Annotated in this window: 20 protein-coding genes and 2 tRNA genes; 9 read left to right on the plus strand and 13 right to left on the minus strand. The window is 56.9% G+C overall.

The features are described 5' to 3' along the window. Nucleotides 1-2 precede the first annotated feature (2 nt). Nucleotides 3-530 (plus strand): TadE/TadG family type IV pilus assembly protein, encoded by a 528-nt coding sequence (locus AC2FMY_RS12300; RefSeq protein WP_496743989.1) that lies wholly within the window; start codon nt 3-5, stop codon nt 528-530. On the opposite strand, the gene AC2FMY_RS12305 is transcribed toward AC2FMY_RS12300, so the two are convergent. Further along, a complete protein-coding gene (locus AC2FMY_RS12305; RefSeq protein WP_496807451.1) occupies nt 527-997 on the minus strand; it encodes a hypothetical protein in 471 nt (156 codons plus the stop codon). The genes AC2FMY_RS12300 and AC2FMY_RS12305 overlap by 4 nt on opposite strands. Nucleotides 998-1179: 182 nt before the next feature. On the opposite strand from AC2FMY_RS12305, the gene AC2FMY_RS12310 reads away from it, so the two are divergent. After that, nucleotides 1180-2091, plus strand: a complete 912-nt coding sequence (locus AC2FMY_RS12310; protein WP_480749835.1) for a pirin family protein — start codon at nt 1180-1182, stop codon at nt 2089-2091. Nucleotides 2092-2136: 45 nt separating this feature from the next. Beyond that, complete coding sequence (locus tag AC2FMY_RS12315) at nt 2137-2439, plus strand: antibiotic biosynthesis monooxygenase (RefSeq protein ID WP_496743993.1); 303 nt, start codon at nt 2137-2139, stop codon at nt 2437-2439. Here AC2FMY_RS12315 and AC2FMY_RS12320 read toward each other — a convergent pair whose 3' ends face one another. Then, nucleotides 2440-3027: a TetR/AcrR family transcriptional regulator gene (locus AC2FMY_RS12320; RefSeq protein WP_496743995.1), complete on the minus strand. Its 588-nt coding sequence runs from the start codon at nt 3025-3027 to the stop codon at nt 2440-2442. It abuts the gene before it with no gap. A gap of 99 nt (nt 3028-3126) precedes the next feature. Here AC2FMY_RS12320 and AC2FMY_RS12325 point away from each other — a divergent pair, with 99 nt between their 5' ends. The 6 genes from AC2FMY_RS12325 to AC2FMY_RS12350 all read left to right on the plus strand — a co-directional run bounded on the left by AC2FMY_RS12325 (nt 3127) and on the right by AC2FMY_RS12350 (nt 7987). Continuing rightward, entirely contained in the window at nt 3127-3414 is a 288-nt protein-coding gene (locus AC2FMY_RS12325; protein ID WP_496743996.1) for a hypothetical protein, read from the plus strand. Between the two features lie 104 nt (nt 3415-3518). Continuing rightward, entirely contained in the window at nt 3519-4805 is a 1287-nt protein-coding gene (locus AC2FMY_RS12330) for a homoserine dehydrogenase (RefSeq protein ID WP_480749831.1), read from the plus strand. Nucleotides 4806-4885: 80 nt separating this feature from the next. Continuing rightward, on the plus strand, nt 4886-5869 hold the full coding sequence (gene glpX / locus AC2FMY_RS12335) for a class II fructose-bisphosphatase (protein ID WP_480749830.1): 984 nt from the start codon (nt 4886-4888) through the stop codon (nt 5867-5869). A 90-nt stretch (nt 5870-5959) separates the two neighbouring features. Then, entirely contained in the window at nt 5960-7708 is a 1749-nt protein-coding gene (gene recJ, locus AC2FMY_RS12340; protein WP_480749829.1) for a single-stranded-DNA-specific exonuclease RecJ, read from the plus strand. 103 nt (nt 7709-7811) lie between these two features. Next, nucleotides 7812-7886 (plus strand) — tRNA-Glu (locus AC2FMY_RS12345). 26 nt (nt 7887-7912) lie between these two features. Then, nucleotides 7913-7987, plus strand: a tRNA-Glu gene (locus AC2FMY_RS12350). Nucleotides 7988-8111: 124 nt separating this feature from the next. Here AC2FMY_RS12350 and AC2FMY_RS12355 read toward each other — a convergent pair. The 11 genes from AC2FMY_RS12355 to AC2FMY_RS12405 all read right to left on the minus strand — a co-directional run bounded on the left by AC2FMY_RS12355 (nt 8112) and on the right by AC2FMY_RS12405 (nt 21362). Then, nucleotides 8112-9398, minus strand: coding sequence for an ABC transporter permease (locus AC2FMY_RS12355; RefSeq protein WP_480749812.1), 1287 nt, complete (start codon nt 9396-9398; stop codon nt 8112-8114). Continuing rightward, nucleotides 9395-10315 carry an ABC transporter permease gene (locus AC2FMY_RS12360; protein ID WP_480749811.1) on the minus strand — a complete coding sequence of 307 codons (921 nt, stop codon included), beginning with the start codon at nt 10313-10315 and terminating at the stop codon, nt 9395-9397. The genes AC2FMY_RS12355 and AC2FMY_RS12360 overlap by 4 nt, the downstream gene beginning before the upstream one ends. A gap of 12 nt (nt 10316-10327) precedes the next feature. Beyond that, nucleotides 10328-11440, minus strand: a complete 1113-nt coding sequence (locus AC2FMY_RS12365; protein ID WP_480749810.1) for an ABC transporter ATP-binding protein — start codon at nt 11438-11440, stop codon at nt 10328-10330. 116 nt (nt 11441-11556) lie between these two features. Then, nucleotides 11557-12681 carry an extracellular solute-binding protein gene (locus AC2FMY_RS12370; protein WP_496744000.1) on the minus strand — a complete coding sequence of 375 codons (1125 nt, stop codon included), beginning with the start codon at nt 12679-12681 and terminating at the stop codon, nt 11557-11559. Between the two features lie 585 nt (nt 12682-13266). After that, nucleotides 13267-14412 carry an iron-containing alcohol dehydrogenase gene (locus AC2FMY_RS12375; protein WP_496744002.1) on the minus strand — a complete coding sequence of 382 codons (1146 nt, stop codon included), beginning with the start codon at nt 14410-14412 and terminating at the stop codon, nt 13267-13269. A 67-nt stretch (nt 14413-14479) separates the two neighbouring features. Continuing rightward, the gene (locus AC2FMY_RS12380) at nt 14480-15862 is read right to left on the minus strand and encodes an aldehyde dehydrogenase family protein (protein WP_480749807.1); all 1383 of its coding nucleotides are present in this window, start codon (nt 15860-15862) and stop codon (nt 14480-14482) included. Nucleotides 15863-15993: 131 nt separating this feature from the next. Further along, complete coding sequence (locus tag AC2FMY_RS12385; RefSeq protein WP_480749806.1) at nt 15994-17355, minus strand: glutamine synthetase family protein; 1362 nt, start codon at nt 17353-17355, stop codon at nt 15994-15996. Then, on the minus strand, nt 17352-18101 hold the full coding sequence (locus tag AC2FMY_RS12390) for an N-formylglutamate amidohydrolase (protein WP_496807452.1): 750 nt from the start codon (nt 18099-18101) through the stop codon (nt 17352-17354). Before AC2FMY_RS12390 ends, AC2FMY_RS12385 begins: the two co-directional genes overlap by 4 nt. Next, a complete protein-coding gene (locus AC2FMY_RS12395; RefSeq protein WP_496744009.1) occupies nt 18098-19798 on the minus strand; it encodes a Na/Pi cotransporter family protein in 1701 nt (566 codons plus the stop codon). Before AC2FMY_RS12395 ends, AC2FMY_RS12390 begins: the two co-directional genes overlap by 4 nt. Nucleotides 19799-19801: 3 nt before the next feature. Continuing rightward, entirely contained in the window at nt 19802-20575 is a 774-nt protein-coding gene (locus tag AC2FMY_RS12400) for an inositol monophosphatase family protein (protein ID WP_480749803.1), read from the minus strand. Continuing rightward, nucleotides 20559-21362, minus strand: a complete 804-nt coding sequence (locus AC2FMY_RS12405; RefSeq protein ID WP_496807453.1) for a DeoR/GlpR family DNA-binding transcription regulator — start codon at nt 21360-21362, stop codon at nt 20559-20561. Before AC2FMY_RS12405 ends, AC2FMY_RS12400 begins: the two co-directional genes overlap by 17 nt. Nucleotides 21363-21375: the final 13 nt, after the last annotated feature.

Below are 21375 nucleotides of genomic sequence, written 5' to 3' on the forward strand. Positions count from 1 at the left end.
GAATGAAACGTTTCCGCAATGACGAGCAAGGTTCCATTGCGGTGGAATCCTTGATTATCTTGCCGATCCTTTTTTGGGCGGTGATGGCCGGATATACATTCTTTGAAGGTTATCGACAGAGCGCGTCGAACATCAAGGCGGCCTATACAATCGGAGACCTTCTGTCTCGAGAGACCCGCACCATCGACAATATTTACGTCGACTCAATGGAGGACATGTTCAAATTGATGGTGCGCAACGAAGTTGACCTGAAGATGCGGATTTCAGTCGTGGTATACGACGAGGCCACAGACAGCCACTCCGTATCCTGGTCAGCAATTCGCGGCGGATATACTGAGAAACTCGACGATGCAAACATCGTTTTTTACAAGGATTCCTTGCCAGCGATGGCGGATCAAAACACTCTGATTCTGGTCGAGACATCGAACACCTTTGTGCCGCCGTTCAGAGTTGGCCTTGACAACATCGATCTGAAGAACTTCGTTTTTACCCGTCCGCGCTTTACGGAAAACCTCAAGGGAAATGTCTAAATCCGCTCGGCAATCATCGCTGAAAGCACTTCGGACATGAACTTTGTCTGAGCACCCGGTGTAACACCTCCTACCCCAACGCGTCGACCAACGCGCCACCACAACCCCGGATGCCATGCGCGAAATCCGGGGTTTTTCGTCCGGATCAGAAAACCACTGGATGGCTTGAAGACGAAAACACCCCGGTCAATTCCCTCGATTTCCGAGACCAGCGCAATCACTTCGCCTGAACTGGCTCGCAACTCCGTTTCCGTCAACTCGATCCGGTGGGACGTCGCCTGATACAGTCGTTGCGCAAGCCACAACGACAACGCACCGATTAAAATCAGAAAGACTTGCCAACCCAAGGCCGGCGGCTGTGATATGGCCACAAAAAACACCAAGAATCCGACAACGCTTAGAATAAGGACTCCCATCCAGCGCCTGGGCGCCGAAGCCTCGACAACTGCTAAAATCTCGTCTTGCATTCGGCCACTCCGGGTTGATCAGGCTTTCCAATACCCCAAACGACAACCAAGCAACAGCCTGACATTGTTCACCTTCCGCACTTCGCAAAATCGCACACTTTCGGTGAGCATCGGCCGATTGAAACCACCAAGATCATGATTACACTTAATGTCGCAAGATCCCACAAAGATCAGGAGGCACCATGTCAATCCGACCAATGCTTGAATCTAGAAAAGCGGTTCCAACGATGGAAGGGGCCGGTGTCAAACTTCACCGGGCATTTGGCTTTCAGGACCCGACTGAACTTGATCCGTTCCTGCTTTTTGACGATTTCAGAAATGATTTCCCCGAGGACTACCTTAAAGGGTTCCCGTGGCATCCCCATCGCGGTATCGAAACCATAACTTATGTTCTGGCTGGAACGGTGGAACACAGCGATTCGCTTGGTAATACTGGGTCTTTGGGCGCGGGCGATGTGCAATGGATGACAGCAGGGTCTGGAATCCTGCATCAGGAAATGCCCAAAGGGAACGCGACCGGGCAGATGCACGGCTTCCAATTGTGGGGAAACTTGCCCGCAAGCCAAAAAATGACAGCGCCACGTTATCAGGATATTCGTGGCACCGACATTCCTGAAATAACCGATGACGACGGCACCACTGTTCGTGTGATCGTCGGCTCATTCTGGGGCAAGACCGGACCGGTCGAGGGAATTGCCGCAGATCCGCAATATCTGGACATTTCTGTTCCTGCAGGCGTCAGGAAAACGTTCAAAATCGACACCTACCGCAAAGCCTTTGCCTATGTTTTCCAAGGTCAGGCTGCCTTTGCTGATGCATCGACACCGGTAGGCGTGCTGCTTGAAAAGGAGGTTGGCGGGCAAGAGGTCAATATTCGCGACATGTCGGGTGACCGAACGCTGATCCGGTTCGGCACTGGTGACGAAATCACGCTGCAGGCGGGGCCGGAAGGTGTGCGGTTCCTGCTGATTTCTGGCGCGCCAATTGCAGAACCAGTGGCCTGGCACGGGCCGATCGTGATGAATACACGCGAGGAACTGCACCAGGCATTTCGTGACCTGCGAAACGGGACCTTTATTCATCCCACGCACTGAGGTGTGATATGATGGTTCTATATTCCCCTAAAACAGGGAGCCACCATGATCGTTCGTATCTTTCGCGCCGTTATCTTTGATGATCAGATCGAGAATTTCTGCCGGTTCATGCTCGAAACTGCAATGCCCTTGATGCACAAACAAAAGGGGCTCATTTCGATAACTCCATGCCTACCCCGACCGGAGTCTCCAAACGAGTTTTGCCTGGTGATGGTGTGGGAGTCGGTGGAGGCCCTGGCAGCTTTTGCCGGAGAGGAATGGCAGCATCCACATATCATGCCCGAAGAGGAAGGCATCGTGAAAGAGCGGTTTCTACACCACTACGACTTGGCAGTGGAAACACCCTGATCAGGACGTCATGGCCTTTCGCACCATATCCCAATAGATCTTTTCGACCTGATCAAGCGACAACCTTCCTCCGCTACGATACCAGGTGTTCACGCCGTTGAGCATGGCGATCACGGCCAGCGTTGCGATCTTGGTGTCCGGAACAATGAAACAGCCCTCCTGCACGCCTCTTTTCAGAATGCCTTCAAGATCGTCCTCGTACCGGCGACGCAGTGCTTCGATCATTGCGAAATTCTCGGCAGTGAGATTGCGCAATTCCATATAGGCTATGAAAACCTCATCGGGCCGCTCCAGATGGAATCTGATGTGGAACCCCACGAATTGCTCCAAGTCCCCCAAAGCGTTGCCGGTGGCTAACCTTGTTTCGCGGGCGCGCAACAACTCGTCCATGTGCCCGTGCATCAGGCGAAACAGCAGGCTCTGTTTGTCAGGGGTATAGTTGTACAGCGCACCGGCCTGAACTCCGACATCTTTTGCGATCTGCCGCATGGAAACCGCAGCATACCCGTGTTGTGCAAATAGACGTAGCGCCGCCTTTTGGATGCGCGGGCCAGTGATATCAGAATGGGAACCTTGAGTACGTGCCATTGGCGCAGGTTATATGAACATTCGTTCAAATAGAACCCCGCTTGAACCAGTCTGGAAAAGCGGGCATCAAGATATAACGCTCCTACGGAAGAGACTTCCATGATACGGCTTATCTTTGCCATTCCTCTTGCCATGCTCGCTGGCTGTACGACGATTCCCGAGCTCACCGAAAGAGTCCCTCCCCAAATTAAGAATGCAGCTTATCCCGAGTTGGTTCCGTTGGAGGATGTCTTGGGGGCACCCGTCAATCCGCAAGAAGAAGCTACGGAACTGCAGAAACACCTACAGGCGCGGAGCGAGAGGCTGGCGTCAAAGGCACGCGAATTGCAATCCCCAGTTCTTGACGAAGCGGATCGGGACCGACTAGGTCACGAAATTACCCAATAAAACAGGCCTCAGCCGCATTGCACCCGTTCACCGAACCGGGTAAGGCAGCCCGCAACGGGCTTACAGTCAATGGCTGAAAATTCGAGCGGAAAAGGACCCAAAAAATGACACAGGCGCTGCGGCTTGGGATTGCTGGCTTGGGAACTGTCGGTGTCGGAGTTGTCAAGATTATCAGACGTCAGGCTGAAATGCTCAAGGCCCGCACAGGTCGACCGATCGAGATCGTGGCCGTATCGGCCCGAGATTCCGGAAAGGACCGGGGCATCAACCTGTCTGGCTATGCGTGGGAATCCGATCCCGTGGCCTTGGCCAAACGGGATGACATCGATGTTTTCGTCGAACTTATGGGTGGCGAAAACGGCCCTGCCAAAACCTCGGTCGAGGCTGCGCTGGCAACTGGCAAGGACGTGGTGACTGCCAACAAGGCGCTGCTTGCCATTCACGGTCTGGCACTGGCAGAAACAGCCGAAGCGGCAGGCCGCGTAATTCGTTTCGAAGCGGCTGTCGCCGGTGGCATCCCGGTCATTAAGGCGCTGACCGAGGGGTTGGCCGGCAACGAAATCACCCGTGTCATGGGCGTCATGAATGGGACCTGCAACTATATCCTGACACGCATGGAATCACAGGGGCTCGGCTACAACTCCTTGTTCGAAGAATGCGCCAAGCTCGGCTATCTAGAAGCAGATCCGAATCTTGACGTGGGCGGTATCGACGCCGCGCACAAGTTGACCCTGTTGTCGTCAATCGCATTTGGCACCAAGCCCGATTTTGATGGAATCGAGATCGAGGGCATCCAGCATATCAGCCTCGATGACATTCGTCAGGCGGCTGACATGGGATATCGAATCAAATTGTTGGGTGTCGCTCAGCGCAGCCCTCGCGGACTAGTCCAGCGGATGCAGCCATGCCTGGTGCCCAGCGACTCGCCGCTTGGTCAACTGGAAGGTGGCACCAACATGGTGGTCATCGAGGGCGACGCGGTTGAGCAAATCGTTCTGCGCGGTCCGGGAGCAGGCGAAGGTCCAACCGCGAGCGCGGTACTTGGCGACATTTGCGATCTCGCACGAGGTCTGCATATCCCCACCTTCGGACAACCCGCGAACACTTTGAAAGAAATGCTTCCGGCAAAAACAGGTTTGCCGGCCCCCTACTATCTGCGCCTGGCACTGGAAGACAAACCCGGCGCGTTGGCCAAAGTTGCTGCGATTCTTGGCAATGCGGGTGTTTCGATAGACCGAATGCGCCAATATGGGCACACCGAAAGCACCGCACCAGTTTTGATAGTCACACACAAAACCACTCGGGCAGCTCTGGATGTGGCCCTCGAAGGTTTCCGGGCAACCGATGTCGTCGCTGGGGAAGCGGTTGCGTTGCGGATCGAACAGGTCTGAGTGACCTCTCCTCTTGCGAGACCCGCCATCGGCGGGCTATGCCGATAGAAACGTCTGAATGACCGAAGGAAATTAGGGACATGAACGCAGCCAAGATCGAATTCAACGACCGGATGCTGTCACTGGGCCTTGCGCGGGTGGCAGAACAGGCCGCCCTGGCCTCCGCCTCTCTGGTGGGACGAGGTGACGAAAAGGCGGCGGATCAGGCTGCAGTGAATGCGATGCGCGAGCAATTGAACCTGCTCGATATCGCGGGCGTGGTGGTGATCGGCGAGGGTGAACGCGACGAGGCACCGATGCTCTATATCGGAGAAGAAGTAGGGACGGGCAATGGCCCGGGCGTCGACATCGCCCTAGACCCTCTCGAAGGCACCACGCTGACTGCCAAGGACATGCCGAACGCGCTGACAGTGATCGCCATGGGTCCGCGTGGTTCGATGCTGCATGCACCCGACGTCTACATGGACAAATTGGCAGTGGGTCCAGGCCTGCCGCAAGGCGTCGTTTCTCTGGACATGACACCGCGCGAACGGGTCGAAGCGCTGGCAAATGCCAAGGGCTGCAAGCCGTCAGACATCACCGTGTGCATTCTGGAACGACCCCGCCACGAAGCGATGATCGCCGAAGTTCGCGATACCGGCGCGGCCATCCGTCTGATCACCGATGGCGATGTCGCCGGCGTGATGCACTGTGCCGAAAGCGAGACGACCGGTATCGACATGTACATGGGTCAGGGCGGCGCACCCGAGGGCGTCCTGGCTGCAGCGGCACTTAAATGCATGGGAGGCCAAATTTTCGGCCGCCTCCTGTTCCGCAACGACGATGAACGTGGTCGTGCCGCCAAGGCCGGGATCACCGATCTTGACCGTATCTATTCGCGTGACGAGATGGTGACTGCGGATGTTATCTTTGCCGCAACCGGCGTGACCGGCGGTTCGCTTCTCCCGCGCATCAAACGCGAACCCGGTTGGGTAGAAACCACTACGTTGCTCATGCGCTCCAAAACCGGTTCGGTGCGTCGCATGTCCTATCGCACCCCGATGTGGTCGCACGATCCGGCATAACACTTGCACTGCCGCTGTCAGCAGGCGTAAATGGCAAAACACGAGGGGCCGGGTCCGAAATGGGTCCGGCCTTGGTCTATGAGGTGCGGTTTGAGCTTTCTGGGTGTGGAACAGTCGTTGACCGGGCGGCGTTGGGTTGGTCCTTCGGTCGAGGTTGAACGCGCCTCTGAAATGATGGCGCAGCAAAGCGACTTGCCCAGGCCGGTTTGTCAGGTATTGGCGCGGCTCGGCGTGCCCCTGATCGAAGCCAAGAGTTTTCTCGAACCCAAACTCAAGGAATTGCTGCCCGACCCCCGTGCACTCAAAGACATGGAAAGGGCCGCCAAGAGGTTTCTGGATGCGGTTCGAAAACATCAAAAGATCGCCGTCTTTGCAGACTACGACGTGGACGGAGGCAGTTCGGCGGCACTGTTGCTCGTCTGGCTGCGGCACATGGGAATACATGCGACGCTTTACGTTCCCGACCGCATCGACGAGGGTTATGGACCCAATACCCCAGCAATGCAGGAGCTCGCCTCATCGCATGATCTGATCATCTGCGTCGATTGCGGCACCCTGAGCCATGAACCGATTGCTGCGGCACAGGGGGCCGATGTGATCGTCCTGGACCACCACTTGGGCGGCGAGGCTCTGCCCGACTGCGTTGCCGTGGTAAACCCGAACCGGCAGGACGAAAGTGGCGATCTGGGATATCTTTGCGCTGCTGGAGTAGTTTTCCTGATGCTTGTCGAGGCAGGCCGCCAGATGCGCGAAGCTGGCACCAATGGGCCGGATCTTTTGTCGCTGCTCGACCTGGTGGCCCTTGCCACAGTCGCGGATGTAGCACCGCTGATTGGGGCCAACCGGGCACTGGTTAGGCAGGGGTTGAAGGTGATGGCGCAGCGAAAGCGCCCTGGACTTGTGGCCCTGTCAGACATAGCTCGAATGGATGCGGCGCCCAATACATATCATCTTGGGTTTCTTTTAGGTCCTCGGGTAAATGCAGGCGGCCGGATCGGACAGGCCGACCTCGGCGCGCGCTTGCTTAGCACCGACTCGATGGTCGAAGCCGAAGCGCTGTCGCAACGACTGGACGAACTGAACACCGAGCGCCGCGATATTGAGAACATGGTGCGCGCTGCCGCTCTGACGCAGGCAGAGGACCGCGGGTTTGATGCCCCGTTGGTCTGGGCCGCTGGCGAAGGGTGGCATCCCGGTGTTGTCGGGATCGTCGCCTCTCGACTCAAAGAAGCTGCCAATCGCCCGGCCATCGTGATCGGGTTCGATGGCAGCGAAGGCAAGGGATCTGGGCGTTCGGTGTCGGGGATCGACCTAGGCGCATCAATCCAAAGACTTGCCGCCGAAGGACTGCTGGTCAAAGGTGGCGGTCACAAGATGGCTGCCGGACTGACCGTCCTGCGCGATCAACTTGAACCGGCAATGAAGCGATTGTCGGAATTGCTCTCGAAACAGGGAGCTGGTCAGGGTGGCCCTGCCGATCTGAAGCTCGACGGCACCTTGATGCCGGGAGCTGCAACAGTGGACCTGGTAGAACAGATCGAACAAGCAGGCCCGTACGGGGCCGGTGCCCCTGCCCCACGCTATGCCCTACCTGACTTGCAAATCCGCTTTGCCAAACGCGTCGGAGAGAGCCACCTGAAGCTGTCTCTATCCGATGGTATGAGCGGGGGATTGGACGCAATCGCCTTTGCCGCCTTTGACAGCTCGATGGGGGACAGGTTGACCAATCATGGTGGGGCGCGGTTCCATTTTGCAGGGCGGCTGGAGGTCAACTCCTGGGGTGGTCGGCAAACTGTGCAACTACGGATCGAAGACGCGGCTGAGGCAGCTTTGTCGTGATTTTCTTCCTGATTGCAGAGGCGTAAAAAAGTTTCTCCGCACCGCATTTTTCGGCTTGCGGGGGAACTGCGTAATACGTAAAAGGCCCTCCACAAGCCACCGTGGCCCGTTCGTCTATCGGTTAGGACGCCAGGTTTTCAACCTGGAAAGAGGGGTTCGATTCCCCTACGGGCTGCCACATGTGCTTGTCTTGGACCAAGAAATGGCCCGTTCGTCTATCGGTTAGGACGCCAGGTTTTCAACCTGGAAAGAGGGGTTCGATTCCCCTACGGGCTGCCATTGGCCGCAACCTTTCAAACAGACAGCTTTTTGGATCCCGATCTAGCAGCTGACCGGTTTTGCCTTTACGATAAAAAAACCCGGGCCAGCGCGGCCCGGGTTCGTTTTGGTCGCAAGGATTGTCCTACTCGTCGCTCTTCAGGCTGTTGGGATCGAACACATTTCCGAACCCACTGTTGTTCGACGGCTGTTCTTCGGTATTCGAAGAACTGTCATCCTCTTCACCAGTCAGCGATCCCGGCGCGAACACACCGCCAAAGCCAGAGTTGTTGGAACCAGATGGCGCCTGAGAGTCGTCCTCTTCCGTTCCCGGCGTCAGATCGTCCGGATCGAACACGCCTTCGAACCTGCGTTGACGACGCTCTTCGCGCTCCTGACGCAGTTTCTGAATACGCTCTTCAGCTTCAAGACGTTTCTGCTCTTTGACGTCCGCAATACATTGCGCAGGATTATAGACGGTTGCCGTGCCAACAACCGTGATCGTTGCGATGCAGAACATCACAAGGATAACAGCTGCCATATTGCCGGCAAAGAAGCTGGGCAGTTTGATCTTTCCCGCCAATTCCTCGACCGTTGCATTCTTGCGTGCAGCCGCCACCAATTCCTGACGCTTGATCTTGGTTTCGTTGAGAAGGGCAAAGAACACCGTCAGCACAACAATTATGAAGGCCAGCGCCGAAATCGCCGGAGTGATCCCGTAACGCACCTTTTGCGCCAGTTCGATCGTGAGCGTCGGATATTCGCCGAAGGTGAAGGTAGTGGTGTTGTAGTTCTCGAACGAGGCGAGAAACGCCAATACCGCTGCCGAGGCGATGGCCGGTCGCATGAACGGCAGAAGGATCTTGCGGAAGGCCTGAGCGTGACTTGCCCCCAGGTCAAGAGCCGCCTCTGTGAGCGCCACGTCATAACGCTGGAGCCGCGCCACGAGTACCAGCATGCAATAACTGGCGATGAACGTCGACTGACCCACCACTGTCAGGAAGATACCATTCGACAGAAAGCTGTCGGCCCCCAAGCCCAGAACCCGGTTAATCCGATCCCAGAACACCAGTGTCGAGATACCCAATACCACGCCAGGGATCAGGATCGGTGCAATGATGACCGTATAGTAGGTGGCCCGAAGCTTGGGCCAGATCTGGGTGAGCATCAGCGCTCCAGCCAGACCCATCGCCACCGACAGAATGACCGTTCCAAGGCCAATGATCACCGAGTTCTTGATGCCATTCAGGATGCGATCATCCTGGAACAACGCGCCGAACCACTCGAACGTCAGACACTCCCAAGGCGTCATACTCGGGAACTCGGACGAGTTGAAGGCGGTGATCGACATGATCACCAACGGGCCCAACAGATAGGCAAAGAATATCGCCAGATAGACCCAGATGCTTACACGAAGGATAGAGTTGTTCATTTCCCTATATCCCCCATGTTCACCTTGAACACTCGCATCATTGCCAGCACGAACAGGATACAGGTCACCAACAGCACGATCGCATAGGCTGCGCCTTGCGGCCAGTCGTTGTTGTCATTGAACTGCTGATAAATAAGTTGCGTGAACCACAGGGATGACGGACCGCCCAGAATTTGTGGCGCAGCCAGCGCACCGGCGCTGAGCATGAATACCATGGTGCAGCCCGAGCTGATACCGGGTTTGGCGTATGGAATAACCACCCGCCAATGGATGCGCCACCAAGGTGCACCAAGATCCCGTGCAGCTTCGATCTGATTGCCGTCGAGGCTTTCGATCACGTTGTACATCGGGAAAATCATCAGCAGGATATAGGCGTAACCCAGACCGGCATAGAGCGCGATGTCGTTGCGGATGAAGTCAAAGGGCGTATCAAAGATACCTGTCCCTATCAGCAAAGTATTCAGCACCCCGGTCTCACCAAAGATGATACGCAAGGCAAATGCGCGCAGGATCTCGTTGATCCAATAGGGAATGATCAACATGATCGCGAAGACGCGGATCTGATTGCCTTTGGTCTGTCCAAGATAATAGGCAATCGGATAGCACAGGATCAGGTTGAAGATCGTCACACAAACTGCGGCAACAAGCGTGCGGAAAAAGACCTTGAGGTCGACGACGTTATAGTCCTGCCCGCCCCCTTCTGGTCCAAAAACGAGGTATTTATAGTTCTCCAGTGTATAGACGTCCTTTGGACCACCGATTTCTGGCGGCGGCAGGTTCGGACGGAATGAAAAGTCAAGCATCGACAGCTGTGGCAGGATGATCAGGCCGATGGTCCAGAACAGGACCAGACCCAGGATCGCAAGCCCCATGCCGAAGCCGTTGCGGTTGAAGAATTCCTTGAGGAAGCCGGGCATGATCTGGCCTCCTTATTCCGCAGCCAGTTCGCCGGCGGGCACGATAACCGCATTGCGGGTCTCGTATTCCAGCGTGATCATCTGGCCGGTATGATCGTCGAAGGATTGGCCAAGGTTGGGAATGGACACCTTGATTTCTTTGCCTCCTTCACCTGCGGTGAAAATGTTGAACGCATTTCCTTCGAACTCTTCGTGATTGACCCGCGCGGTAACAAAGTGCGTTCCCTTGGCACCATCCGGAGCGATAGCGAACGCTTCGGGGCGGATAAACATCATGGCGGCATCGCCCTCATTCATCTTGCCCCGATTGGCAGTCGATATTCGCGCAACCAGATCGCCCGAGCGGTTCGTCGAAATCATCGCCTCATTACCCATGATTTTCTTGATCTTACCGCGGAACACGTTGTTTTCGCCAACGAACGACGCAGCGAATGCCGTCGACGGATCGTTGTAGATCGATTTGCCATCACCGATTTGGTCGATCACACCGGCACGCATCACGGCGATGCTGTCCGACATGGTCAGTGCCTCGCCCTGATCGTGAGTGATATAGATGAACGTGATGCCCACGCGCTGCTGGATTTCGCGCAATTCAGTACGCATGTGCTGACGCAATTTCAGGTCGAGTGCGGAAAGAGGCTCGTCCAGCAGCAGCACATGCGGCTCGGCACATAACGCACGAGCGATGGCGACACGCTGGCGCTGGCCGCCTGAAAGCTCACTGGGAAGCTTATCACCTTGTCCCGGCAGCGCAATCATGTCCAGCAGTTCGTCCGCGCGCTTGCGACGTTCAGCGGCACTGGCGCCCTTGATTTCCATCGAAAAGGTAATGTTCTCCCAAACTTTCATCAGCGGGAACAGCGCAAGGTTCTGAAAGATCAGCGCCGTCGGCCGCTTGTTCGGGCCGATCCCCTTCATGTTGTTGCCGCCGATCAGAACATTGCCCTCGGACGGTTCCAGAAAGCCCGAAACTGCGCGCAAGATTGTGGTCTTGCCACAGCCCGAAGGGCCTAGGAACGAAAAGAAATCGCCCCCGTTGATATTCACATTGGCGTCGCGCACGGCGACAAAGTCCCCGAAACGGATCCAAAGGTTTTCCAGATCGACTCCGACCCCAGCACTCATTTTTGGTTTCTCCCTGTGATGTCAGTCCGTTCATGCGGCGACATCTTTTGTTGCAGTGTGCAAGACGCACACAAAGAGGGCCCCCTGAACACGCAGGGGACCCATATTTGAAGCGATCAGGCGCTTACGAACTTGTTGACGAACTCGGTCCGCACTTCGGCATACCAGGGGGCTTCGGCCGGCCACGGGTTCAGGTTGGCCAGCGAGTCGCCCGGATAGGCTTCGGCAAAGTTCTTCTTGTAGACGTCGCCAGCGAATTGGTCGGCGCCCAGTACCGGCGAGTTGTAGCCGTGACTGTCGATGGCCACGCCGGCCGGTTCCTTGCGATAGGCGAACTCGATGAAAGCATAGATCTGATCCATGTTTTCTGCACCGGTAGGCATCGACATGCCATCAACCCACGCCATCGCGCCTTCGACCGGGGCTTGATAGTGGACCGGTTCGCCTGCGGCCTTAAGCGCCAGCGGAGGACCATCCCAAGTCTGACCGACCACAACACCTTCGTTCAACAGCCCGTTCTTCTGGGTGTCGGCGTCATTCCAGATCAGCTTGATGCGCGATTTGCGCGCGATGACCCAATCGGTGATCTGACCCCATACCTTACGCATGGTGTCTTCGTCATTATATGCAGACCAAACCGATCCAGGCTCCATCTCGCCTGCGCGTTCCATGTACAGGCCAGCACCCAGCATCATCGAATGCGCGCGCCCCATGGTCTTGCCAGCATTCTCTTCCGACCAAACATCGCCGTAGGATGGTGCATCGCCATCGGGAAGCCATAGATCTGTACGATAAGCGATGCCCTCGGTACCCCAGATGTGCGGCAGCCAGTGCACGCCGCTGCCGCCAAAATTCCAGGCATCGGTGCCGATTTTGGCCATGGCCGGGTTCACCGCGTCGATACCAACCTTGCTCATGTCAAAGGGCTGCAGCAGTTCCAGCGGTTCCCACTGGAGCGAGCGATTGTTTGTAGGCGAAACAATATCGAAACCCTGCCCCTTGGTGGCCTTCATCTTGTTGATGATTTCCTCGTTCGAGCCGATACCGGTATAGTTCACCTTGATACCGGTCTCTTTTTCGAACGCTTCAAGGAACGACGGTGGCAGATAGTCAGACCACATCAGGATGTTGATTTCACCCGACGAGGCCAGCGCGCTTTTCGAGTACAAAGGCGCTGCCAAAGCGGCTGCACCTGCACTCTTCAAGACACTGCGTCGAGTTACGTTAGATTTTGAAGCCATTTTTATTCTCCCATTTTGGACTGTTTTGGCTAGTTTGTTGTTGTTGTCAGATGATGACGTTTTCATGAAGTTTCCTAGTGTCTTTTCCCTTCCTGAAGTGACAGTTGGATATTTCCATAAGTCCAGTTTACGTAAGGACTCAATTCTTAGTGAAATATTGCATTGGTCATCTACCTTTGCAAACCCGCTGGCCACTTCCCCGCACATGCCCGCTTAACCTTTTTCAATTATTTGAAAAGTTTGCAGCAGATTATTGATGCGCAGCTCATGATCGGCTTGCATTCTTTTTGGGTTTCTTGGATCGGTGGTTCTCCATTGAGGTTTCCACTATCCATCTCACCTGTTCCGTCATGCACTCAGTTTCAAACAGATCAACTTGCAAGGTCAACACAATTGAGAGCAACCGTCAGTCGCTGCATTCGCCAGTTTTGGGACATCGGGCAAAGAATAAACACCGGCGGCGCGCGTTTCACCCAAAGTGATCTCCCATAGCGCAGTATTGGGGCATGCAACAAACTTCTTTCGCGTCGGGAAATTCAGGCCGGCGAGCCTACACGCCGGCCCGATTCACCCACGTGTTTCAATTCACAAGGCGGTTCTGAACAAGCCAATCAGGTTTTCTTCGGTCAACTTGATCGGGTTCCCGCCGCAGGACGGATCGGTGATGGCACCTTTAACCAACTCTGGAATGGACCTCTCTGTCACCCCCAGTTCAGACAGTCTGCGCGGGATGCCGAAGCTGTCGTTGAATTCCTGCACAAAGGCGCGAAAGCCGTCAAAGCCCCCGTTGATACCCAGATAGGCGGCGGCGTGCTGGAATCGGTCGGCGATGGCGGGGGCGTTAAAATCCAGCACAGCAGGCATACAGACCGCGTTGGTGGTGCCGTGATGGGTGTTGAACACCGCGCCGATGGGGTGGCTCATGGCGTGGATCGCGCCCAGCCCCTTCTGGAAGGCGGTTGCGCCCATGGCCGCTGCGCTCATCATCTGGGCGCGGGCCTCAATGTCGCTGCCATCTGCGTAAGCGCGCGGCAGATATTCTTTCACCAAGCGCATACCTTCCAGTGCGATGCCCTGGCTCATCGGGTGATAATGCGGGCTCGAATAGGCTTCGACGCAATGCGCGAAGGCGTCCAGACCGGTGCCTGCGGTGATGAATTTGGGCATCCCAACCGTCAGTTCAGGATCGCAGATCACCACCGTCGGCAGGACCTTGGGGTGGAAGATGATCTTCTTGGCGTGGGTCTCGGAATTTGTAATGACGCTGGCGCGGCCCACTTCGGACCCGGTTCCGGCAGTGGTGGGCACCGCTATAATCGGCGCGATGGCATCGGCATCCGCGCGGGTCCACCAGTCGCCGATATCCTCAAAGTCCCACACGGGCCGCGTCTGGCCGCACATGAAGGCGACCATCTTGCCCAGGTCCAGCCCCGAGCCGCCGCCAAAGGCAATCACACCATCGTGCCCACCGGCCTTGTATGCCGCAACGCCTGCGTCGAGGTTTTTCTCATTTGGGTTAGGGTCCACGTCACTGAATACACCGCGGCCCAGACCAGCCGCCGCCATGATATCCAGCGTCGCCGCAGTGATCGGCAGATCGGCCAACCCCTTGTCCGTGACCAGCAGGGGTTTCTTCATACCGGCTGCGGCACAGGCTGCGGGCAGTTCCTTGATGCGCCCGGCACCAAATTTGATTGCGGTCGGATAGGACCAGTTTCCAACGAGTGACATGTCAGGTTTCCTTTGTGATATGAGACCTGCTCGGGCGAGGGGGTCAGACCCGAGCAGGCCGTCGTCCTTAGCCCGTGACCTTCTTCAGGTGGTAGGATTTGGGACGGGTGAGATTGTGATAGCCGATGACCGAAAGACCACCGCCGCGCCCGGTATTCTTGCAACCGGTCCAGCACAGGCCAGGGTCCAGATAGTCGGCCCGGTTCATGAAGACGGTGCCGGTCTCGATCTGGTCGCCCACACGCGCCGCGCGATCCACATCGCGGGTCCATAGGCTGGCAGTCAGGCCAAATTCGCTGTCATTCATCAGCGCGATGGCCTCAGCATCCGAGGACACTTTCATGATGCCCACTACAGGCCCAAAGCTTTCATCCCGCATCACCCGCATGTCATGGGTCACATTGGTCAGGATCTGCGGCGTGAGGTATGCGCCGCCGTCATCCTCGGGGAAGGGGGCGATCTGCGCGACCGCACCGGCCTCAACCGCTTCGGCAATCTGGGCGCGCACCTCGTCAGCGAAACGCACATTGGCCATCGGACCAATGGTTGTTTCGGCGTCCAGCGGATTGCCCAGTTTGTAGCCTTTCACGATCTCAACAGCCTTGGCGACAAAGTCATCATAAAGGCTTTCGTGAACGTAAATCCGCTCGATCCCACAGCAACACTGGCCCGAATTGAACATCGCGCCATCGATCAATGTATCAACCGCTGCGTCCAGGTCGGCGTCGTCCATGACATAACCCGGATCCTTGCCCCCAAGTTCGGTGCCGACTCCGGTGAAGGTGCCCGCTGCCGCACGCTCCATGGCCTGACCGCCACTGACCGAACCGGTGAAGTTCACAAAGTCGAACGCGTTGCCCGCAATCAGATCATTGGTCACGTCGTGGCTGAGGAATACATTCTGGAACACGTCTTCAGGCACCCCCGCCGAATGGAACGCCTGCGCCATCCGCTCACCAACCAACAAAGTCTGGGTCGCGTGTTTCAGAACAACCGTGTTGCCCGCGATCAGCGCGGGCGCTACCGTGTTGATCGCCGTCATGTAAGGATAGTTCCAGGGTGCAACAACAAAGACCACCCCGTGAGGAATGCGCTTGATATAGCGTTTGAAAGTCTCGTCTTCGCCCACGGCAATATCGGCCAGTGACGCTTCGGCAATCTCCGCCATATGGCTGGCACGTTCGCTGAAGCCACCAAACTCGCCGCCATAGCGCACCGGGCGGCCCATCATATGCGCCAGTTCCGGAACGATCTCATCATTCATCGCGCCGACGGCCGCGACGCCCGCCAAAACGAGGTCAATACGGTCCTGCAAGGGCCGCGCCGCCCAATCCGCCTGTGCTTTGCGCGCGCGCGCTGCGGCTGCAAAGGCAGCCTCCCGCGGCAGTACTTCTCGTTCCGCAAATACCGATCCATCGATCGGCGAGACACATTGCAACATCTGCCCCATAGTCACTCCATCTCTAAAGAGAGCAGGATCCCTGCTTCATCTGGCCATAAATATCCCGGGGGTCGCCTTTGTTTGCGCCATTGGTCCGAGCAGACAATGGCGACGGGCAGGACCCCCGGCCGCGCCTGATCTCAGGCCCGCTCAAACCCACGGGCAATTTCCCAATCGGTTACCACGCGTTCGAATTCCTCGATTTCGACCTCAGCCGCGCGGGTATAGTGATCGACAACGTCATCGCCCATCGCCGCGCGCAGCATCTGTGATCCGTGCAAAGCGTTGCGTGCATCCTTCAATGTACCCGGGATCTTTCCCGTCTCGCCCTGATAGACATCACCCTTTGTCGGCGGCTGCAACTCCAGCCCTTCTTCGATCCCCGCGATCCCGGCCGCCAGCATCCCTGCAATCGCCAGATAGGGGTTCATATCCGACCCCGGAATACGGCACTCGACCCGTATCGCCTTGGTGCCATCCCCGCACAGGCGGTACCCGGCCGTGCGGTTGTCTACCGACCAGATGATCCGCGTCGGTGCAAAAGTGCCCTTCATGAACCGCTTGTAGCTGTTGATGTAAGGCGCCATGAAATACGTGTAATCAGCGGCGTATTTCAGTAGACCGGCCATATAGCTTTTCATCAGCGCCGACATGCCCAGCTCATCCTCGGCATCATAGAAAGCAGGCTTTCCATCCGCCCATAGCGACTGATGCACATGAGACGAACTGCCCACCCTTTCATGATGCCATTTCGGCAGAAAGGTCGCCGCATGACCCTGCTGCCAGGCGATTTCTTTCACCGCGTTCTTGGCGATCGAGTGATACTCTGCCGTGTCCATCGCAGGCGCGTATTTGATGTTCAGCTCTTCCTGCCCGGCCTCGGCTTCACCTTTGGTGTTCTCGACCGGAATGCCCGCATCCCAAAGATGATTGCGGATCGGGCGCATCACATGCTCTTCCTTGGTGGTCTGCAGAATGTGATAATCTTCGTTATAACCCGAGATCGGCTCCAGATCGCGGAACCCTTCCTTGCGGATCGCATCAAAGCTTTTCGCGAACAGGAAGAATTCCAGTTCGGTGGCACACATCGCCTCATACCCCATCGCCTTCAGGCGGTTCACTTGTTTCTTCAGGATCGAGCGCGGCGCATGGGGTACCTCTTCGTGGGTGTGGTGATCCAGAACGTCACACAAAACCATCACCGTGCCTTCGAGCCAGGGCACCGGGCGCAGCGTGTCCAGATCGGGCTTCATGACATAATCGCCATACCCCCGCTCCCAGCTTGTGGACGCGAACCCGCTGGGCGTGGCCATCTCAAGGTCAGTGGCCAGAAGGTAGTTGCAGCAATGGGTTTCTTCCCATGCGCCTGCCACAAAATGACCGGCATGGAACCTTTTGCCCATCAAACGGCCCTGCATGTCCACCATGCAAACCAGGACAGTATCCACTTCCCCGGTCGAAACCTGTGTCTTGAGATGTTCGAAGGTGAGTGTTGCGCTCACGATGCGTCCTCCCTGATCGCAATGTCCTTCAGCGCCGGCTCAAGCAGCGCCAATATTTCCCGTGCCATGTCGGCAACCTGCTCATCGGTGCGCAACAGATCGTTGCGTACTTCAATCATCACATTGGCCAAGCCCCGGCTCAGAGCGTGCAGGCGCAGCGAATGGGTCACGCCGTCGGACGGACCATAAGGTTCGTTCCGTTCGATCTGGCGGTGTGGAATGTGATCAGCGTGGCCCAGCATCGCATCCACCAACCGGCTGTCTTCATCATGAAGCAAACCCAGTTCCACCTTGCGCGCCTGCCCAAAGTAAACCCGCGTGAAGGAATGCACCGTCACCACCACCGTGTCCGGTCCGCGTGCCTCCAGCACCTGAGAGACTGCAGCGCAAAACGGGACGTAAACTGCCGCCGTGCGGGCGTCCCGGTCTGCTTGAGTGAGATTGCGGTTGCCCGGCACTTCGATCAACTCAGATTTCTCGGGTATGGCACTTGGCGCTTCGGGTGGGCGGTTACAGTCGTAGACCAGCCGCGACACCGTCGAAGCCACTCCGACCGCATCCAGCGCCTCGGATAAAAGCAGCGTCAAGGCACGCGCGCCCGGATCCCATGCAGCGTGGCTGAGGCGCTCAACGTCAGACAAACCCAAACCGTCATACTCGTCTGGAATCCTATTGCTGGCATGTTCGCACAGAAGCACAACCTGCCCTTTCCCCGTTGCATTCAGTATCTCGAACGGAGCCGTCATTCCTGATCCTCCGAATGCATCTGCCTGTCACTTCTCGGCATATCTTCGATCAAACGAGTTTCCAGCAATTGCCCATTGCGATACAGGATCGGATAGGCCACCGCCGCAATATGGCTGTTGAACTCACGAAGCGCGCGCAGGGTTTCCAGATGGATGTCGCTGGTCTCAAAACTCTCTGTTGTGCCGTGCTGCAGACGTTTGAGATGGCGCTTGCGGCTGTCACGCTCGGCACGTTTGATCTCGGTTTTTTCCAGGCTTAATAGACGGGCGCTTTCCAGATCGTCCGAGATCAACACGTTCGAAGCCAGCTTCAGGTTCGCAACGATGCCTTCATGCATGTGCACCAGTTCCATCCACCCTTCCTGCGAGAACGAAGCGCCTTTTTTCCGCATCTCTCCGGCCAGAACCGTCAGACGTTTGGCGACCACGTCGCCCGCGGTCTCAAGCCTGATGGCATATTCCATCAGATCACGGGCGATCTTGGCGTTTTCCTTTCCGAATCCCTCTGTCGGGATCGACGCAACATAAGACCGGATGCCCGACAGACAGTCATTCACATCGTCATCGATCACCTGCACCGCGCGGATCTGTTCCTTGTCGCCGCTGCGATACAGTTCCAAGGCAGGTTCGAACATGGACTGTACCAGATCGCTCATCCGCAGCAATTCTCGCTTGAGCCCGGCCAAAGCTTGAGAGGGATTGGTCAGGACACGCTTGTCCAGCGCGCTGTGCGGTCGTCCGGGTTGCAACTTGGCGCTGTCCCTGTTGGGTTCGGGAATAAGCCGCTCGAACGGGGCCTGCAAGCGACCGCAAAACGGGATTGCCAGAACAAGCAATGATGCGTTGAAGACAAGGTGTGCGTTCACCAGCATCTGCCCCCCTTGCAGATCACCCAGAAGACCGCTGCGCAGTGCGATATTGGCGGCGAACAAGGTAACTACCGCCCAGCTGCCGCGCAGAAACAGGTTGGCGAACGGGATGCGGCGTGCGGAAAGGCTCATCCCCCGGGTCAGCCAGACCGGAATGAAAGCCGAACCGAAATTCGCCCCCAGCATCAGTGACAATCCGGCGGCAAAGGGAATAGCGCCGATCTGCACCAGCGTCACGCACATCAAAATCGCCGCCACCGAGGAATGCATGACAAAGGCCAATGCGCCGCCGACCAGAAACGCAGTTATATAGTCACGCGCCAGATAATCCGCGATTGCGGGCAGAAAGGCGCTGTCGCGGATCGGGTCCATCGCTTCGCGCAGGAAGCGCAGCGAGATAAGAATGAACGCAACCCCCATCAGGATACGCCCAAGTTGCCGCGCCTTCTTGGCCTCTGTCTTGACAAACAGATAGCCACCAATGGCCAACAAAACCGGCACAAGCCAATCCAGCTCGAATGACAGGATCTGAATAATCAGCGCCGAACCCAGGTCTCCACCCAACACGATAGCAAGCCCGGCTGGAAATGTCAGCATACCGCTGGCGGCAAATCCCGAGGACAACAATGCCACCGCCGCCGAACTTTGCAGCACGATGGCCATGACAATCCCGACAAGCGACGCTTGGGCATAGCTGCGCTGACCGGTCATGACACGTTGAAACGACGCGCCATAGCTGCGCTCGATCCCCGTGCGCACCATCCGCACTGCATAGAGCAGCAGCATTGTCGCTCCGGCCAGGCTTATGATGAAACTGACAATCGCCATAGTTTATCCGCGCACAAGTTTGAGCATTTCAGCATGCAAATCCGGCGTTGCTGCCGAGATCACTTTCCCATCAGAATTCAACCCCAAAGGCTGCCCTTCCCAATCCGTCATAACGCCTCCCGCCGCTTCGATGACGACCGAAACCGGCAGATAATCGTAGGGCTGCAAATCATAGTCAATCACCGCATCCACATAGCCCGCCGCCAGCAGCGCATGTGGATAGCAATCATAAGCAAATCGGCGCGTCTGACCTGCATTCATCAACCTTTCAAAAACGTCGGGATGGTCGCGGTGGATCTTGTCGCCTTCATTCACAAATAGAATGGCCTGATCCACCCTCGTTTTGGCGGACGCTCGAATGGCCTCGCCATTTAGCGTCGCCCCCTGCCCCTTCACACCCAGAAATATCTCGCCAAGCGCAGGCATGGCGATGACACCAACCTGAGGAACACCGTCTTCCAGATGCCCCAGCAGGAACCCGAACAATGGATGACCGGACAGAAACGATCGGGTACCGTCAATCGGATCAACGATCCAGATATGGCGTCGGTCCTTACCTTCGAACCCGTGCTCTTCTCCAAAGATGCCATGATCCGGGAAGTGTTGCTCAATGTAATCGCGAACGCACGCCTCGACGCCTTTGTCGGCCTGGGTGACCGGGCTTTCATCCAATTTGAACTCGATCCCAAGATGGCCACGGAAATAACCACGCGCGGCCTTGGCCGCGATTCCTGCGATTTCGACCGCGTGACCCGCGTAGTCACTCTTCGCCAGCACCGGCCTCTCCTCCTGTCGCCACCCTTACTTTGATACCCCACTCCTTGAAGGCCGCCGCAAGTACGCCCTTGGGCCGTTTGTCCGTGAACAGATCGTCAACCCGTCGCGGGTCGGCACCGCGATAGGGCGCGGTTTCACCGAACTTGAAATGGTCGGCCGCAACCACAGACCAGTCGCTATTGTCGACGACGATAGACGCCAGATCCGCCTCGGCAGAACTCAGATACAAAAACCCTTTGCGTGCCGACACGGCATCCGCACTTAAAATGGACAGATCGAATGCGAATCTCTGCGCCTGACGGTGCGTGACATGACCAAAGGTTCCGCGTTCATCGCTTTGCATCTCACCGCCCAACAGGTGAACCCGCGATCCATTTACACCCACCAGGCTTTGCGCCACTCCTACCGAGTTGGTTACGACAGTAAGGTTGCTGCACTGGCGCAGCTCTTCGGCAACGAAGGCCGTTGTCGACCCCACATCCAAAAAGACCGTCATCCCATCGCGCACGACTTGCGCGACGCTCGATGCGATCAGGCGTTTTTCGTCAGGATGCTGCGCAATGCGACGAAAGAAACTCGGATCACCCTGAGTTCCTGCCAGATAGGCCCCGCCATGCACGCGTTCCACTGCCCCGGATTTGGACAATGCCTTGATCGCGCGCCGTACGGTTTCCTCGGACACATTGAGGGCTTTTGCCAGATCGGAGTTCCGCGCGGCCCCGCCGAGGCGACGTAACACATCCAGCAATTCGACTTCTCGATGCGTATGTACACCGCGATTCGACACAGCGCCCTCAGAA

This window comes from Ruegeria sp. YKSE079 (assembly GCF_059612845.1).

What these genes read in the sequence shown, in the direction of transcription:
- AC2FMY_RS12300 (WP_496743989.1), top strand. Translation starts at nt 3, where the DNA reads ATGAAACGTTTCCGCAATGACGAGCAAGGTTCCATTGCGGTGGAATCC.
- AC2FMY_RS12305 (WP_496807451.1), bottom strand. Translation starts at nt 997, where the DNA reads ATGCAAGACGAGATTTTAGCAGTTGTCGAGGCTTCGGCGCCCAGGCGC.
- AC2FMY_RS12310 (WP_480749835.1), top strand. Translation starts at nt 1,180, where the DNA reads ATGTCAATCCGACCAATGCTTGAATCTAGAAAAGCGGTTCCAACGATG.
- AC2FMY_RS12315 (WP_496743993.1), top strand. Translation starts at nt 2,137, where the DNA reads ATGATCGTTCGTATCTTTCGCGCCGTTATCTTTGATGATCAGATCGAG.
- AC2FMY_RS12320 (WP_496743995.1), bottom strand. Translation starts at nt 3,027, where the DNA reads ATGGCACGTACTCAAGGTTCCCATTCTGATATCACTGGCCCGCGCATC.
- AC2FMY_RS12325 (WP_496743996.1), top strand. Translation starts at nt 3,127, where the DNA reads ATGATACGGCTTATCTTTGCCATTCCTCTTGCCATGCTCGCTGGCTGT.
- AC2FMY_RS12330 (WP_480749831.1), top strand. Translation starts at nt 3,519, where the DNA reads ATGACACAGGCGCTGCGGCTTGGGATTGCTGGCTTGGGAACTGTCGGT.
- glpX (WP_480749830.1), top strand. Translation starts at nt 4,886, where the DNA reads ATGAACGCAGCCAAGATCGAATTCAACGACCGGATGCTGTCACTGGGC.
- AC2FMY_RS12355 (WP_480749812.1), bottom strand. Translation starts at nt 9,398, where the DNA reads ATGAACAACTCTATCCTTCGTGTAAGCATCTGGGTCTATCTGGCGATA.
- AC2FMY_RS12360 (WP_480749811.1), bottom strand. Translation starts at nt 10,315, where the DNA reads ATGCCCGGCTTCCTCAAGGAATTCTTCAACCGCAACGGCTTCGGCATG.
- AC2FMY_RS12365 (WP_480749810.1), bottom strand. Translation starts at nt 11,440, where the DNA reads ATGAGTGCTGGGGTCGGAGTCGATCTGGAAAACCTTTGGATCCGTTTC.
- AC2FMY_RS12370 (WP_496744000.1), bottom strand. Translation starts at nt 12,681, where the DNA reads ATGGCTTCAAAATCTAACGTAACTCGACGCAGTGTCTTGAAGAGTGCA.
- AC2FMY_RS12375 (WP_496744002.1), bottom strand. Translation starts at nt 14,412, where the DNA reads ATGTCACTCGTTGGAAACTGGTCCTATCCGACCGCAATCAAATTTGGT.
- AC2FMY_RS12380 (WP_480749807.1), bottom strand. Translation starts at nt 15,862, where the DNA reads ATGGGGCAGATGTTGCAATGTGTCTCGCCGATCGATGGATCGGTATTT.
- AC2FMY_RS12390 (WP_496807452.1), bottom strand. Translation starts at nt 18,101, where the DNA reads ATGACGGCTCCGTTCGAGATACTGAATGCAACGGGGAAAGGGCAGGTT.
- AC2FMY_RS12395 (WP_496744009.1), bottom strand. Translation starts at nt 19,798, where the DNA reads ATGGCGATTGTCAGTTTCATCATAAGCCTGGCCGGAGCGACAATGCTG.